General features: G+C 71.3%; 13 protein-coding genes. 9 read left to right on the top strand and 4 right to left on the bottom strand.

Going from position 1 to position 15,358, the window contains the following annotated elements:
* Positions 1 to 6: 6 nt before the first annotated feature.
* Both HNR67_RS00485 and HNR67_RS00480 read right to left on the bottom strand, forming a co-directional pair.
* Positions 7 to 1,149, bottom strand: coding sequence for an acyl-CoA dehydrogenase family protein (locus HNR67_RS00485; protein ID WP_185000030.1), 1,143 nt, complete (start codon positions 1,147 to 1,149; stop codon positions 7 to 9).
* 506 nt (positions 1,150 to 1,655) lie between these two features.
* Positions 1,656 to 2,762 carry a CaiB/BaiF CoA transferase family protein gene (locus tag HNR67_RS00480; RefSeq protein ID WP_185000029.1) on the bottom strand — a complete coding sequence of 369 codons (1,107 nt, stop codon included), beginning with the start codon at positions 2,760 to 2,762 and terminating at the stop codon, positions 1,656 to 1,658.
* A gap of 81 nt (positions 2,763 to 2,843) precedes the next feature.
* Between HNR67_RS00480 and HNR67_RS00475 the strand changes: the two genes are divergently transcribed.
* The 3 genes from HNR67_RS00475 to HNR67_RS00465 all read left to right on the top strand — a co-directional run bounded on the left by HNR67_RS00475 (position 2,844) and on the right by HNR67_RS00465 (position 6,917).
* The gene (locus HNR67_RS00475; protein WP_312986171.1) at positions 2,844 to 3,578 is read left to right on the top strand and encodes a MerR family transcriptional regulator; all 735 of its coding nucleotides are present in this window, start codon (positions 2,844 to 2,846) and stop codon (positions 3,576 to 3,578) included.
* A gap of 41 nt (positions 3,579 to 3,619) precedes the next feature.
* Positions 3,620 to 5,950 carry an ATP-binding protein gene (locus tag HNR67_RS00470; RefSeq protein WP_185000027.1) on the top strand — a complete coding sequence of 777 codons (2,331 nt, stop codon included), beginning with the start codon at positions 3,620 to 3,622 and terminating at the stop codon, positions 5,948 to 5,950.
* Between the two features lie 223 nt (positions 5,951 to 6,173).
* A complete protein-coding gene (locus HNR67_RS00465) occupies positions 6,174 to 6,917 on the top strand; it encodes an STAS domain-containing protein (RefSeq protein WP_185000026.1) in 744 nt (247 codons plus the stop codon).
* On the opposite strand, the gene HNR67_RS00460 is transcribed toward HNR67_RS00465, so the two are convergent.
* Both HNR67_RS00460 and HNR67_RS00455 read right to left on the bottom strand, forming a co-directional pair.
* The gene (locus tag HNR67_RS00460; RefSeq protein WP_185000025.1) at positions 6,914 to 7,759 is read right to left on the bottom strand and encodes a chromosome partitioning protein ParB; all 846 of its coding nucleotides are present in this window, start codon (positions 7,757 to 7,759) and stop codon (positions 6,914 to 6,916) included. The genes HNR67_RS00465 and HNR67_RS00460 overlap by 4 nt on opposite strands.
* Positions 7,749 to 8,426 (bottom strand): metallophosphoesterase family protein, encoded by a 678-nt coding sequence (locus tag HNR67_RS00455; RefSeq protein WP_185000024.1) that lies wholly within the window; start codon positions 8,424 to 8,426, stop codon positions 7,749 to 7,751. The genes HNR67_RS00460 and HNR67_RS00455 overlap by 11 nt, the downstream gene beginning before the upstream one ends.
* A gap of 70 nt (positions 8,427 to 8,496) precedes the next feature.
* Here HNR67_RS00455 and HNR67_RS00450 point away from each other — a divergent pair, with 70 nt between their 5' ends.
* From HNR67_RS00450 to HNR67_RS00425, 6 genes are all read left to right on the top strand, one after another.
* Complete coding sequence (locus HNR67_RS00450; RefSeq protein ID WP_185000023.1) at positions 8,497 to 8,994, top strand: hypothetical protein; 498 nt, start codon at positions 8,497 to 8,499, stop codon at positions 8,992 to 8,994.
* 91 nt (positions 8,995 to 9,085) lie between these two features.
* Entirely contained in the window at positions 9,086 to 10,015 is a 930-nt protein-coding gene (locus HNR67_RS00445; RefSeq protein ID WP_185000022.1) for an SMP-30/gluconolactonase/LRE family protein, read from the top strand.
* Between the two features lie 92 nt (positions 10,016 to 10,107).
* A complete protein-coding gene (locus tag HNR67_RS00440) occupies positions 10,108 to 11,193 on the top strand; it encodes a DUF2332 domain-containing protein (RefSeq protein WP_185000021.1) in 1,086 nt (361 codons plus the stop codon).
* A gap of 195 nt (positions 11,194 to 11,388) precedes the next feature.
* Positions 11,389 to 13,110, top strand: coding sequence for an ABC transporter permease (locus tag HNR67_RS00435; protein WP_185000020.1), 1,722 nt, complete (start codon positions 11,389 to 11,391; stop codon positions 13,108 to 13,110).
* 23 nt (positions 13,111 to 13,133) lie between these two features.
* Positions 13,134 to 14,399 (top strand): ABC transporter ATP-binding protein, encoded by a 1,266-nt coding sequence (locus tag HNR67_RS00430; protein WP_185000019.1) that lies wholly within the window; start codon positions 13,134 to 13,136, stop codon positions 14,397 to 14,399.
* Entirely contained in the window at positions 14,396 to 15,100 is a 705-nt protein-coding gene (locus HNR67_RS00425; protein ID WP_185000018.1) for an MgtC/SapB family protein, read from the top strand. The genes HNR67_RS00430 and HNR67_RS00425 overlap by 4 nt, the downstream gene beginning before the upstream one ends.
* Positions 15,101 to 15,358 lie beyond the last annotated feature (258 nt).

Genomic DNA, 15,358 nt, shown 5'->3' with positions numbered 1-15,358 from the left:
CTCCCGCTAGAACCCCATCGAGCGGCCGATGATCTCTTTCATGATCTCGGTGGTGCCGCCGTAGATCGTCTGCACCCGGCCGTCCAGGAACGCCTTCGCCACCGGGTACTCGGTCATGTAGCCGTATCCACCGTGCAGCTGCAGGCAGCGGTCCGCCACCTTCGTCTGTAGCTCGGTTGTCCACCACTTGGCCATCGCGGCCTCGTCGATGGCCAGCGCGCCGTTGTTGTGCTCGCTGATGCAGCGGTCCACGAACACCCTGGCGATGGTGATCTCGGTGGCCATCTCGGCCAGCAGGAACCGGTTGTGCTGGAACTTGCCGATCGGCCGCCCGAACGCCTCGCGGTCCTTGCAGTACTGCTTGGTCAGCTCCAGCACCCGCTCGGCGCCTGCGACCGCGGCCACCGCGATGGACAGCCGCTCCTGCGGCAGGTTCTGCATCAGGTAGAAGAAGCCCTTGCCTTCCTCGCCGAGCAGGTTCGCCGCGGGCACCCGGACCTCGTCGAAGAACAGCTCCGCGGTGTCCTGTGCCTTCTGCCCGATCTTGTCCAGGTTCCGCCCCCGGCTGAACCCGGTCATGCCGCGTTCGACCACCAGCAGGCTGACCCCGTGCGCCCCGGCGGCCGGGTCGGTCTTGGCCGCCACGATCACCAGGTCGGCCAGGATCCCGTTGCTGATGAAGGTCTTCTGCCCGTTGAGGACGTAGTCGTCCCCGTCCCGCACCGCGGTGGTCGCGATGCCCTGGAGATCACTGCCGGTGCCGGGCTCGGTCATCGCGATCGCGCTGATCAGCTCGCCGGAGCAGAACCCGGGCAGCCACCGGCGTTTCTGCTCCTCGGTGGCCAGGTTCAGCAGGTAGGGCAGGATGATGTCGTTGTGCAGCGGCAGGGCCAGCCCACTGGCGCCCGCCCGCACGAGTTCCTCGGCCAGCACGGTGTTGAACCGGTAGTCGAGCGCGCCGCCACCGCCGTGCTCCTCGGGCACGGCCATGCCGAGCAGGCCGATCCGTCCCGCGGCCAGCCACGCCTCGCGGTCGACGATGCCGTTGTCCTCCCAGCGGGCGTGGTTCGGCTCGATCTCCTTGGCGATGAAGGTGCGGGCCAGCTCGCGGAACTCGTCATGCTCGCTGGTGAAGATCTCCCGGCGCATCGGGCCCTCCCGTCGGTGCGGCCGCGGCGGTGCGGCCGGAAGTGGTGTCAGGGGCTTGGTGTTCGGGGGCGGGCGAGGTGGCCCGGCCTGGAGCTGGGGGCGCTGCCCGGGGCGTGTGGGTGCGGAGCGGGTGGCCCGCACCGGGGGCGGTGCCGCGGAGTGCCAGGGGCGGTGCGTCGGGCGCGGTGCGGCGGGGTGCTTGGGACGGTGCGGGTGCCGATGCCCGGCGGGATTTCCCTGGCGCGTGGGTGCGAAGCGGGTGGCTCGCGCCGGATGTGGCGGGCCGGGTGCCTGGGAAGGTGCGTCGGGCGCGGGATTCCGGGGTGCCGGGGATGGTGCGGGCGCAGGTGCTCGGTGGTGCTGCGCGGGTGGCTGCCGGTGGCGCCGGGGAGTTCGAGGGCCGGTGGGGATCTCCGGGGCGTTGGCGGTGGGGCGGTTGGGCCGCCGCGTGCGGGAGTGGCCGCTCGTCCGCCGGGTGGGCGCGGGTGGTTTTGGTGGCGCGGGGGTCAGGCATCGCGGGGGACGCCCCAGTCCGAGAGGACTTCCTCGGTGTGCTGGCCGGGGGTGGGGGGTGCGGCGGTGGGGGTGTTCGGGGTCTTGGAGAAGCGGGGGGCGGCGGTGGGCTGGGGCACGCCGTCGCGGGTGGTGAAGGTGTCGCGGGCCACCAGGTGGGGATGGGTCTGGGCTTCGGACAGGGTCAGGACGGGGGCGACGCAGGCGTCGCTGCCGTCGAAGACCTTGGTCCAGTGGGACAGGGGGTGGGCGGCGATGGCGGTGGCGATCAGGGTGCGGAGTTCCGGCCAGCGGGCTGGGTCGTGCTGGGGTGGGGCGGTGCCGGTGAGGTCGAGTTTGGCCAGCAGTTCGGCGAAGAACTGGGGCTCGATCGCGCCAACGGCCAGGTGGCGGCCGTCCGCGGTGGGGTAGACGTCGTAGAACGGGGCGCCGGTGTCGAGCATGTTGACGCCGCGCTGGTCCTGCCAGCCGCCGCTGGCGAGCATGCCGAAGATCAGGGTGGACAGGTGGGCGGTGCCGTCCACGATGGCGGCGTCCACGACCTGGCCCTGGCCGGTGGTCTTGGCGTTGAGCAGCGCGGCCAGCACGCCGACCACCAGGTACATGCCGCCGCCGCCGAAGTCGCCGAGCAGGTTGAGCGGGACCTGGGGTGGGCCGTCGGCGCGGCCGATGGCACCCAGGGCGCCGGTCACCGCGATGTAGCCGATGTCGTGGCCTGCCATGGCCGACCAGGGGCCGTCCTGGCCCCAGCCGGTCATCCGGCCGTAGACGAGTTTCGGGTTGCGGGACCAGCAGTCCTCGGGGCCGAGCCCCAGGCGTTCGGTGACGCCGGGGCGGAAGCCCTCGATCAGCACGTCGGCGCGTTCGACCAGGTCGAGCACGGTGTCCCGGTCGGCCGGATCCTTGAGGTTGGCCAGCACCGAGCGCTTGCCGCGGTTGAGCAGGTCGTAGCGGCCACCGCCGCCGGTGAGCGGGCCGCCGCCGGGGCGCTGCACGATCACCACATCGGCGCCGAGGTCGGCGAGCAGCATGCCGGCGAAGGGGCCGGGACCGAGCCCGGACAGCTCGACCACCCGGATCCCGCTCAGCGGGCCAGCCATGCCGTACCTCCATCAGGTCAATGTGCCGTGATGAGTGTGACACCGATACTGTCACACCAACTGGGGTGTATTGTCCAATCCGTGCTCAACGCCGCCGATCCGATGCTCACCGTGGACGAGTTGGCCGCTCGCGCCGGGATGACCGTGCGCACGGTCCGCTTCTACGCGGGCAAGGGCATGCTGCCGCCGCCGCAGCTGCGCGGCCGGGTCGGTCTGTACGGCCCCGAGCACCTGGCCCGGCTGGACCTGATCCGCGAACTGCAGAACCTGGGCTTCACGCTGGCCGCGGTCGAGCGCTACATGGCCCGGCTGGAACCGGATGCCACCGTGCAGGACATCGCCCTGCACGGCGCGCTGGTCGCGCCATGGGCGGCCGATGAGTACGAGGAGATGGACCGGGACGCGGTCGACCGGCGGGCCGGGCGGCGGCTCACCGACGCTGAGCTGGGCAGGCTGGTCATGCTGCACGTGCTGGAGGACCTGGGCGAGGGCCGGTTCCGGGTGGCCAGCGCGGTGGAGTTCTCCCTGGCACTGGAGCTGGTCGATCTGCCGATGCCGTTCGAGCTGCTGATGGACGCGGGCGAGGTGATCAACAAGCACGCCGATCGGATCGCGCTGGACCTGCGCAGGCTCTTCGCCGAACGGGTGCTGCGGCCTTACCGGGAGCACGGCGGTCTGCCCGAGGAACGCGAGCAGTTGATCGTCGCCCTGCGCAAGCTGCGCCCGGCCACCACCCGGGCCGTGGTGACCGCTTTCCAGCAGGCGGTCGACCGGGCGATCAAGGAAGCGGTGGACCGGTCGGGCGCACCACGCTGACCGTGGTTGATTGGCTACCCCCGGCGACCTAGGGTCGTCACGTGGGGAGCGCGCTGTCACCGCGACCGGCGGGGAACCTGCCGGCCGAGGTGAACACCTTGGTGGGGCGCCGTCCGGATATCGCCGAGGTCAAACGACAACTCAGCGGCACCAGACTGCTCACCCTGACCGGGGTGGGCGGGGTCGGCAAGACCAGGCTGGCCGCCAGGGCCGCCGCCGAACTGCGCCGCTCGTTCCGGGACGGGGTCTGGCTGGTCGAACTGGCCGATCTGACCGGTCCGGAACTCGTGCCGCACGCGGTGGCCACCGCCCTCGGCCTGCACGACGACACCGGCCGGGACCGCCTGGAGGTGCTCGCCGAACAACTCCGCGCCCGGACCCTGTTGCTGGTGCTGGACAACTGCGAACACCTCCTCGACGCCTGCGCCACCCTGGCCGCCCGGCTGCTGCGGGCCGCGCCGGGGCTGCGGGTGCTGGCCACCAGCAGGCAACCGCTGGGCGTTGCCGGGGAACAGGTCTGGCCGGTGCCCCCGCTGGTCGTGCCCGATCCGGCCGCGGACTGGCAACCGGACACCGCGCTGACGCTGTTCGCCGAACGGGCCGCCGCGGTGGCCCCGGACTTCGCGCTGACCGCGGAGAACCGGCCCACCGTTGCCCGGCTGTGCCAGCAGCTCGACGGCCTGCCACTGGCCATCGAACTGGCCGCGGTGCGGGTGCGCGCGCTGACCGTCGGCGAGATTGAGGAACGCCTGCACGACCGCTACGGCCTGCTCACCGGTGGCAGCCGGGCCGCCTTACCCAGGCACCAGACCCTGCGCGCCGCGGTGGACTGGAGCTTCGAGCTGTGCGCCCCGCGCGAGCAACTGCTGTGGGCCCGGCTCTCGGTCTTCGCGGGCACCTTCGACCTGGCCGCGGCCGGTGCGGTGTGCAGTGGCGACGGGCTGCTGGTGGAGGAGGTCTTCGACCTGGTCGCCGGGCTGGTGGACAAGTCGATCCTGAGCCGGGAGGACCACCCCGGTGGCGCCCGCTACCGGCTGCTGGAGACCCTGCGCGAGTTCGGCAGGGAGAAGCTGGGCGCCCCGGCCCGGACCACCGTGCGGACCCGGCACTGCGCGCACTACCTGCGGTTGATCGAGCGGGCCGAGCACGAGTGGTTCGGGCCGCGGCAGCTGGAGACCTTCCGCTGGCTGGAGTCCGAGCACGCCAACCTGCGGGCCGCGCTGGAGTTCTGCCTGGCCGAGGCGGACCGGACCGAGCACGGGCTGCGGCTGGCAGGCGCGCTGTGGTGCTACTGGGCGGGCTGCGGCTACCTGGCCGAGGGCGGCTACTGGCTGGGCCGGGCGCTGGAGCTGAGCCCGGCGGACCACCCGGCCCGGCGCAAGGCGTTGTGGGTCAACGGTTACGTGGCCACCCTGCAGGGTCGGGTGGACATCGCGGTGGCCACCCTGACCGAGGTCAGGGCGCTGGCCGAGGCCGACGGCGACGATGTGGTGCTGGCCTACGCCATCCACCGGCAGGGCTGCCTGAGCCTGATCGGCGACGACCTGGACCGGGCGGTGGAGCTGTTCGACACCGCGATGGCGCACTACCACCGGCTCGACCTGCTCGATGGGCACGTGCTGATGTGCTACGTCGAACTGGCCGTGGCACTGGCCTTCCAAGGCGAGTTCGACCGCGCCGCGCAGCTGTGCCACGCCGCCTGCGCGCTGAGCAACGCCGCGGGCGAACGCTGGGCCAGCGCCTACGCCACCTTCTGCCTCGGCCTGGTCGACTTCTGCCGCGGCGACCTGGCCGCCGCGCGCGAGGGCGCCTGCGCCGCGCTGCGGGCCAAGCGGGACTTCCACGACCTGCTCGGCATCGTGCTCGCGGTGGAGCTGCTGGCCTGGGTCGCCGCGGCCGAAGGTCAGCCGGAGCGGGCCGCGGTGCTGCTCGGCGCGACCGAGGCGCAGTGGGGCGCGGTCGGCTACCCGCTGTTCGGCTCGCGCTACTTCACCGAACCGCACGCCCGGTGCGCGGAGACCGCGCAGGCGGCCATCAGCGCGGCCGCCTTCACCGCCGCGCACGAACGTGGCCGGGACCTGACCACCGACGCCGCCATCGACCTGGCCCTTGGCCAGCGCCCGCCTGCCCGGCCCCGGCCGGACCGGGCGGCCGAGCCCAGCCTGCTGACCAGGCGGGAGCGCCAGGTCGCCGAGCTGGTCGCGGAGGGCCTGTCCAACAAGGAGATCGCCGAACGACTGGTGATCGCGGTGCGCACCGCCGAGGGCCATGTGGAGCGGATCCTGCAGAAGCTGGGCTTCAGCTCGCGGGCCCGGATCGCGGCCTGGGTCGCCGAACGGCGCAGCCAGTCCGGCGGTTCGGGGCAAAGATAGGTATTTATCCCGTCCTTTCGACGGCGCGCGGGACCGACGATGTCAGGCAGAGGGTTCCACCCCCCCCGGGAGCCCTCAGAACCGGCGCGACGCGTTTGCTGACCCCTGCGTGTCGGCGCCGGAGGCGGGTGGCGTCGATGTCTGAACTCCCCCCTCGAATCGACGCCACCGCCACTAATCCCTGATCAGAGTCCTCGCGGGCCGCCCGAGAGCGAGGCTGGAGATGATGTCGGTCGAGGACAGCGTCCTGGCGACCAAGATCGAGCCCCGGGGCACAGCCGCGGTGCTGCGGGTGGACGGTCTGCTGGACTCCAGCTCCTACCCGCAGCTGCGCGATGTGCTGCTGCACGCGGTGGATCCGGCCCCGCACGCGCTGGTGGTCGACCTGTCCAGGCTCACCGCGCACACGCCCGCGCCGCTGTCGGTCTTCGCCGTGGTCCGGCTGTCCGTGGCCCGCTGGCCTGGCGTGCCGCTGCTGCTGGCCGAGCCAGGCCCGGAGTTGCGGGCGGTGATGGAGCGCAGCACCGTGCTGGAGTTCGTGCCGGTGTTCCCGACCGTGGACGCGGCGCTGGCCTCGGTGCTGGACGCGCCACCGCGCGAACGGGTGCGGTTGCGCGTGCCGGTGCACCGGGTCAGCCCGCGGTGGATCGCCGAGGTGATCGGCGAGGTGTGCCGGAACTGGGGCGTGCCACAGATCGAGGGCCCGGCGACCACGGTGGCCGAGCAGCTGATCTTCGAGGCGCTGGCCGGGGACGCCTCCTGGGGCGATGGCCTGCTGCTGCGGGTGGAGCTGTGCGACGGGCTGCTCACCGTGGCGGTGCGGGTGGACGACCCGTTCCTGCCCCAGCTCGGCGGCGGCTTCGACCGCGGCCGGGAGCTGGCCGCGGTCGCGCACACCTGGGGCTACACCCCCACCGGCGACGGTCGCCGGGTCGCCTGGGCCACGATCAGGACTTCTTCTGGCTAAGACCGCATCCGGTCCCGCAGCGCGTTGACCACCTCATCGCTCCACCGGTGCGTGCGGATCAGCCGGTAGCGTTCGCCGCTGACCACCAGGTACGCCTCGGCCTCGGTGCGCTCGCCGACCAGGTCGGCCTGCCGCAGCATGCCCACCACCGGGGTGAACTCCTCGGCGAACCAGCGTTGCGCGATGACGGCCCGGTCGCTGAACCTGCCCTCGTCCTGCATCAGCCGGAAGCCCCAGGCCTCGATCGACTCGCCCAGTTCAGCGTAGTCCCACGGATCGCTCATCACCACCGCGGCCCGCGCCTGCCCGACCAGCGGCACCCGCTCCAGGAAGATCCGCCGGTAGTCCTTGACGATCAGGTCGCCGCGGTGCCGCACACCGTAGGGGTCCAGTTTGGTGCGCACCTCGGTCACGTAGGCGTCGATGGTGCGCAGGCCAAGCGCGTGCGCCACCGACACCCGGTGGTGCCCGTCGTTGACGAAGTGCAGGTCGCCGATCCGGTAGACCTCGATCGGCGGCACGCTCTCGCCGCGCCGCTGGGCCAGCGCCAGCCGCTGCCAGCGTTCCCGCACCCTGACCGAGGTCGGCCGGAACCGGCGGTCGAAATCCCTGGTCCGGTCCACACTGCCGACGATCGAGTCCAGCCGGATCACCTGCAGCCCGAGCCGCCGCTCGCTCTGCCTGCCCAGCGCGGCCACCACCTCGTCGAAGGGCAGCATGATGTTCACGTCGTCGGGCTCCCTGCGCAGCCAGGCGGCCAGCCGGGACAGCACCTGCCGCCGCCGGGCGCGCAGGAAGTCGTGCTCCGCGTCGGCCCGCGGGAAACCGGTGTCACCGCGCACGCCGAACCTCCTCGGTCGATCCGATGTCCAGCAGGTGATAGCCCACAACGTTGCGCACCAGGGTGTCGCCGAGCCGACGATCGGGTGTCGTCTCACCGTGCGGGTGAATGTGGCCGTGCAGCAGCAGCCGCGGGCGCAGCCGGTGCACGGTGTCGTGCAGGCAGGCGAAACCGCGATGCGGCGGGTCGTCCCGGTCCCCGCAGTCCAGCGGCGGGGAGTGGGTGAGCAGCAGGTCCACCGGTTTGCCGTCGCGCAGCCTGCGCCAGTTCGCCTGCCGGACCAGCCGCCGGGCCCGCCGGGACTGCTGGCGTTCGGTCCACTGGTTGGGCCCGGTGTTGTACCGGATCGAGCCGCCCAGTCCGGCGATGCGCAACCCGGCCACGTCCACCACGGTGCCGTCGATGTTGGCCGCCCCTGCCGGGCCCGGCCAGCGCGCGGGCATGCCGTCCCTGGTCCACAGACCGCGCACGTTGCTGTAGCCGGACAGGTCGGGATCGTGGTTGCCCGGCACGAACACGCACGGCCGGTCCAGCGCGCTGACCAGGTATTCCAGGTAGTCGAACGGCAGGTCGCCGGCTCCGATGATCAGGTCGACCCGGTGCTGGCGGACTTGCTCGGTCCAGAGCTGCGCCACCACCTCGTCGGAGACCACCAGCACCCGCGTCATGGGCCCGAGGGTAGGCCGTTCGGCCGCCGGGTGCGGTAGCTTGCCGGGGCAGTCCAGCCAGGGGGAGACGATGACGCAGCCGGGTTACGGGGTCCGTCCGGGGCAGGCGAACCGGCCGAGCGAGGTCTCGATCGCGATCGGGCTCAACTACCTGCTCGCACTCGGCATGCTGGTCTTCGGCGGCGTCATCCTGGCCGCGAGTGTCGGCGGCGAGGGCAGCCTGGTCGTGATGATCCCGATCGCGGTCATCGTGGCCGGTCCGGGCCTGCTCAACCTGCTCGGCGCGCTCTCCCTGGCACACCGGGACTTCCCCAACCTCCAGCAGTCCCAACTGGCCACCGCGCTGCCGATCCTGATCTGCTCGATCGGCCTGGTCCGCTCGCTGATGCGGGGCGTCTCGGTCGGGCTGCTGCCCGCGCTGGGCACCTTCGCCATGCTCGCGGTGTGCGTGGCGGTGCTGGTCCTGCTCAGCCGCCCCCGGGTGCGGCTGTGGGTCCGGCTGACACATGAGGATTCCATCCGGCGGGGTGCCGTTCCGCGCAACGGGCCGCGCACCATGAACCCCTGAATCGCCGTCGCGGCAACATCTTCAGCGGATCATCAGGTCGGTCCGAGAGGGTCCAGGCGTCAGGTTTCGCCCTGGGTGAGAGGAACAAGCGATGCGCGTTCGGAGACTGTTGGCGGGGACCGCGGTGGTGGTGACCGCGCTGGCCGGGGCGCCGGTCGCGGTGGCCGGGACGGCGCCATTCCCGACCGAGTTCGCGCTACCGAACGGGTTCCAGCCGGAGGGCGTGGCCATCGGCGGGGCCAGCGCCTACTTCGGGTCCAGAGTGGACGGTTCGATCTACAAGGTCGACCTGGCCAGCGGCAAGGGCACGGTGTTCAGCAAGGGGCCCGGCACGCCCTCGCTTGGCCTCAAGACCGACTGGCGCGGACGGCTGTTCGTCTCCGGCGGCACCGGCGGGGACGCGCGGGTGGTGGACACCCGGACCGGCAAGGTCCTTGCCAGTTACGCCTTCGCCGAGGCCGGCAAGAGCTTCATCAACGACGTGGTGCTGACCCCGGGCGCGGCCTACTTCACCGACTCGCGCAACCCGGCGCTGTACCGGCTGCCGCTGGGTCGCGACGGTGCGCTGCCCGCAGCGGACAAGTTCACCAAGATCCCGCTGACCGGGGACTTCGCCCAGGTCGGCGAGGGGGTCAACGCCAACGGCCTGGTCACCACGCCCGCCGGGGACGCGCTGCTGGTGGTGCAGTCCAACACCGGCAAGCTGTTCCGGGTGGACCCGCGCACCGGTGTGGCCAGGACGGTGGACCTGGGCGGCGCGCTGCTGACCAACGGCGACGGCCTGCTGCGTGACGGCCGCACGCTCTACGTGGTGCAGAACCGGCTCAACGTGGTCACCGAGTTCAAGCTCGCCGCGGACGGCGGCAGCGGCAAGCTGACCCGTTCGATCACCGACCCGCGCTTCGACGTGCCGGCCACCGTCGCCCAGTTCGGTCACCGGCTGTACCTGCCGAACGCCCGGTTCACCACTCCGCCGACGCCGACCACGCCCTACAACGCGGTCGCGGTCGACATTCGGTAGTGATCAATGGCACCCCCGGCGTCGCTGGGCAGCAGGGTGAAAACCCTTGGGGGGACTGCCGATCAGCGCGCCGGGGGACTAGCCTCGCCTCTGTGCTCGTGGAGCTTTTCCAGGATGCCGCCCGTGGTTGCCGCCAGCGGAGTCCGCTCAACCACGCCTTGCTGACCGCCGCTGCCGAAGATCTGGCCGCCGGTGGCGTCACGGCGTCGGTGATGGCCGGATCCGAGCGGGACCGGCGCGGAACTGTGCCCGGTCTGCGATTCGCAGGCTCACTGCATCGGCTGGTGCTGGAGGGCAAGGCCCCCGGCCTGGCAAAGCATTACCCCAGCGTCGGTGGTGCCACCGATCTGGGCAATCTCTGGGCGGACGTCGAACCGGTGCTGGCCGAGTACGCCGACGAACTGCGCGGCCTGGTGCGCTCCACGGTCGTGCAGACCAATGAGCCCGGCCGCACCGCCCCGCTCTACGGCGGGCTGCTGGTGGCCGCGGGCCGGGCGGCCCAGGCCGCCGGGCGCACCGAGCCGTATCCGGTGCGGTTGCTGGAGATCGGCGCGAGCGGCGGGCTCAACCTGCGCCCGCACCGGGTCGGCTACCGGCTCTCCGACGGCCGGGTGCTCGGGGACAAGCGCAGCCGGTTGCAGCTCGACCCGGAGTGGACCGGCCTGCCGCCCACCGACCTGGACGCACCGCTGGAACTCGTCGAGCGCGCCGGTTGTGACCTCAAGCCGGTGGATGTGTCCACTTTGGATGGCCAGCGGCAGCTCTCCTCCTTCGTCTGGCCGGACCAGCTCGATCGCTGGCGCCGGTTGCAGCGCGCGATGCGGCTGGCCGTGGACGATCCGGTGAAGGTGGAACGCGCCGCCGGACCGGACTGGCTGCGGCGGCACCTGGCCCAGCCGCGGCCGGGCGTGCTCACCGTGGTCTGGCATTCGGTGGTGTGGCAGTACGTCTCGCCCGCGCAGCGTGCGCAGGGCCGGACCGTGCTGGCCGAGGCGGCCGCGCAGGCCACGCCGGAGAGTCCGCTCGCGCTGCTGGTCTATGAACCCCGGGAACGGGTGGGCGGATTGTTCCGGTTCGACCTGTTGCTGCGGTTGTGGCCTGCCGGAATTTCGCTCCACCTCGGCAGCGGGTCCGGACATGGGATCCCGTTCACATGGGACGAGCAACGCTGGAGCTGATGCGGAATCGCTGCTAGCCTGCTGAAGGTTTGCTCGATTTCGCGCGCTAGGAGGTGATCGCCCATGACTCTCGGTGATCCTCCTAGTAGTCGCTTCTGACTTCTTTCTTTCCTTATTTCCCGGTGCGCCCTGAGCTGGCGTAGCCGGTGACTTCTGCTGCCCTTTTCCGGCTTTCGCACAGTTCGGAACTTTGTCATGTTCGCAGTCCTTGGCGTGCCCGCACGCCGTCGTACCGTCCTGGTTGACGCCGCCGTCGCACTCGGCGTCGGCCTGCTGCTCTACCTCGCCATCCGTCTCGGCGCTGGCACCCTCGACCCGCTGCCCGAGGACCACTCACTGGCCCGGATCAGCACTGATCCCGCGGTGCTGCCCTACTACGCGGGCCGCACGCTGCTGCGGATGTTCGCCGCGTTCGCGCTCTCGCTGGTCTTCACCATGGTGGTGGGCACGCTGGCCGCGCGGTTCCGGCGGGCCGAGCGGGTCATCCTGCCCGCGCTGGACATTCTCCAATCGGTGCCGATCCTGGGCTTCCTGTCCATCACCATCACCGGTTTCATCGGGCTTTTCCCCGGCTCCACGCTGGGGGTGGAATGCGCGTCGATTTTCGCCATCTTCACCTCGCAGGCGTGGAACATGACCTTCGCCTGGTATCAGGCATTGCGCGCCCAGCCACGGGAACTCGGTGAGGCCGCGACAATGCTGCGACTGACCCGCTGGCAACGGTTCTGGAAGCTGGACGCGCCGAGCACGGTGATTCCGCTGTTGTGGAACGGAATGATGAGTTTCGGCGGCGGCTGGTTCTTCGTGGTGGCCGCCGAGGCGATCAGCGTGCTCAACCAGACCTACGCGCTGCCCGGCATCGGCTCCTACGTGGCCGCGGCCACCGAACGTGCGGAGGACGGCAGGCTGCTGCTGGCCATCGGCGCGATGGTGTTGCTGGTGCTGGCGGTGAACCTGCTGTTCTGGCGGCCGCTGACGGCCTGGGCCGAGCGGTTCCGGATCGAGGAGGCCGAGGCGGCGACCGCCCCGCGCAGCCTGGTGCTGGACCTGCTGCGCCGCTCCAGCCTGCCCCGCCGCCTGGCCGCGTTGCTGCGTCCACTCGGCGCGGGCCTGGACCGGGTGGCCAGGGTGTTCGGTCGGCCGAGGGCGGACTGGTCGGTCGCGCCGGGTCGCCGCCGGTTCGGCGACGCGGTGCTGCTGGTGGCGGTGCTGGCGTTGCTGGGCTGGGGCACGGTGTCCGCGGTCGGCTACCTCGCCGGCACCGCGAGCTGGGCCGATGTCGGTGAGGCTGCCTGGCTGGGGCTGGTCACCTTCGGCCGGGTGCTGCTGATCGTGGCGGTGTCCTCGCTGGTGTGGGTGCCGATCGGGGTGTGGATCGGGCTGCACCCGAAGGTGTCCCGGCTGGCCCAGCCGGTGGTGCAGGTGCTGGCCAGCTTCCCGACCAACTTCCTGTTCCCGTTCGTCACCGCGTTGCTGATTGGCACCGGCGTCACCCTGGACTGGGGCGGCATCCTGCTGATGAGCCTTGGCGCGCAGTGGTACGTGCTGTTCAACGTGATCGCCGGGGCCAGCGCGATCCCGGCCGACCTGCGTGAGGCAGCCGCGGACCTGCGGTTGCGTGGCTGGCTGCGCTGGCGGCGACTGATCCTGCCCGCGGTGTTCCCGGCCTGGGTGACCGGCGCGCTGACCGCGGCGGGTGGGGCGTGGAACGCCTCGATCGTCTCGGAGTACGTCTCCTACGGCGGGGACACGCTCACCGCCACCGGCCTGGGCGCCTACATCAAGACCGCCACCGAAGGCGGGAACCAGCCGCACATCCTGATCGGCGTGGTGGTCATGAGCGGCTACGTCGTCGCCCTCAACCGGCTTTGCTGGCGGCCACTGCAGGCCCACGCCCAGCGCCGCTACCACCTCTGAGCACGCGAAAAAGGAGTACCGAGATGACCATCGTGGCGCTGGAGCACGTCTCCAAGAACTTCACCGGCCTGCCCGTGCTGGCCGACATCAACCTGGAACTGCGCGCAGGCGAGGTGGTGGCGCTGCTGGGCAAGTCCGGTTCGGGCAAGTCCACCCTGCTGCGCACCATCGCCGGACTGGTCGAGCCGAGCAGCGGCCGGGTCAGCTACCGCGGCGAGGAACTGCGCGGGGCCAACCCCGGCACCGCCATGGTGTTCCAGAGCTTCGCGTTGCTGCCCTGGCTGACCGTCCGGGAGAACGTCGAACTCGGCCTGCAGGCCCGCGGCGTCGCACCGGCGGAACGGCGGCGGCGGGCCGAGGAGATGATCGACCTGATCGGCCTGGACGGTTTCGCCGGGGCCTACCCGAAGGAACTCTCCGGCGGCATGCGGCAGCGGGTCGGCTTCGCCCGCGCGCTGGTGCTGGAGCCGGACGCGCTGCTCATGGACGAGCCGTTCTCCGCGCTGGACGTGCTCACCGCGGAGAACCTGCGTGGCGAGCTGATGGCGTTGTGGGGCAGCGCGCAGTTCCCGACCAGGGCGATCTGCGTGGTGACGCACAACATCGAGGAGGCGGTGCTGCTGGCCGACCGGGTGTTGGTGCTGGGCGCGAACCCGGGCCGGATCACCGCGGAGATCACCGTGCCGCTGAGCAGGCCGAGGGACCGGCGCGGCGCGGGCTTCCTGGCCGTGGTCGACCAGATCTACACCGCCCTCACCGGGTCCGCGGCCGGTCGCACCGCGCCGGACCCGCGCACCCCGCTGATGCGCCCGCTTCCCGAGGCCACCGTCGGCGGACTGGCCGGCCTGGTCGAGCTGGTCGCGGGCAGCGGCGGCCGGGCCGAACTGCCCGAGTTGGCCGCCAAGCTGTCCTTCGAGGTCGACGACCTGATGCCACTGGTGGACGCGGCGGGCATGCTCGGCCTGGTCCAGGTCGCGGGCGCGGGCGCGCACCTGACCCTGGAGGGCCAGGCCTGGGCCGAGGCCAACATCCCGGACAGCAAGCGCCAGTTCGCCAAACTCGCCGAGGCCAACGCCCCGCTGATCGGCATGATCACCCACGCCCTGCGCACCAGCCGCACCGGCCGCCTCCGCCAGACCTTCTTCCTGGATCTGCTGCGCCGCGGATTCACCCAACAGGAGGCGATGCGGCAACTCGCCGTGGCGGTGGACTGGGGACGCTACGGCGAGCTGTTCGACTTCGACGCGGTCGCACACGAGCTGGTGCTGGCGGACGGGGAGCGGTCATGACGTTGCTGTGGTGGGAGGTCGGCGCCCGCCTGGGCTCGGCCCTGGTACTCGGTTCGATGATCGGCCTGGAACGCCAGTGGCGGGCCAGGATGGCAGGCCTGCGCACCAACGCACTGGTAGCCACCGGCGCCGCGCTGTTCGTCCTGCTCAGCGTCCTGACCCCAGGCGAGGGCAGCCCAACCCGCATCGCCGCCCAGGTGGTCTCCGGCATCGGTTTCCTGGGCGCCGGCGTGATCATCCGCGACGGCGTCAGCCTCCGCGGCATCAACACCGCGGCCACCATCTGGGGTGCCGCGGGCGTCGGCTGCCTCTCCGGCGCGGGCCTGTACCCCATCGCCGCCGCGGGCGCGGTGGCGATCGTCCTGGCCAACGTCGTCCTGCGTTCCCTGGCCCGCAAGGTGGACCGAACCCAATCCGAAACAGACCGCCGCTACCTGTACGACTTCAAGGCAGTCTGCCGAGACGCCGAGGAAGCCCACATCCGAGCCCTGGTCGTCCAGTCGGTGACCTCGGCGGGCTTCGTGTTGCAGGGCCTGGAAAGCGAGGACCTGGGCGCCTCCGGCAAGGTCGAGGTCACCGCGAGGTTGTCCGGCAAGGGCAAACAAGGCACGGAGCTGGAATCCGCGGTCAGCCGGATGAGCCTGGAACCCGGGATCAGCTCGGTGAGCTGGAGAGTGGTGGAGTCCGACCCAGAACTATGACCACAACGGCCAACACGGCGTACAACAACGGCCAACACGCCGGCGAGGGGTTCGGGTTTGAACCCCCTCCGCGCGTGTTGGCCGTTGTTGTACCCAGTGTTGGCCGTTGTGGGACACCACGTTGGCCGTTGTTGTACGCCTTGGGCGATTGCGTGCGGGTGAAGCCCGAGGACGAGCAGCCGGGGTGGCTTTTGAGGTCTGCCCGTCCGGCGCGGACGCCTTTGATCTTGGCTCTTGCCACAACCCGTCCCACAACGG

The sequence above is a fragment of the Crossiella cryophila genome, assembly GCF_014204915.1.
GTDB classification, from domain to species: Bacteria; Actinomycetota; Actinomycetes; order Mycobacteriales; family Pseudonocardiaceae; genus Crossiella; species Crossiella cryophila.
Note: the sequence above shows the minus strand (reverse complement) of the source record. Positions and strands in the feature narration are given on the sequence as shown.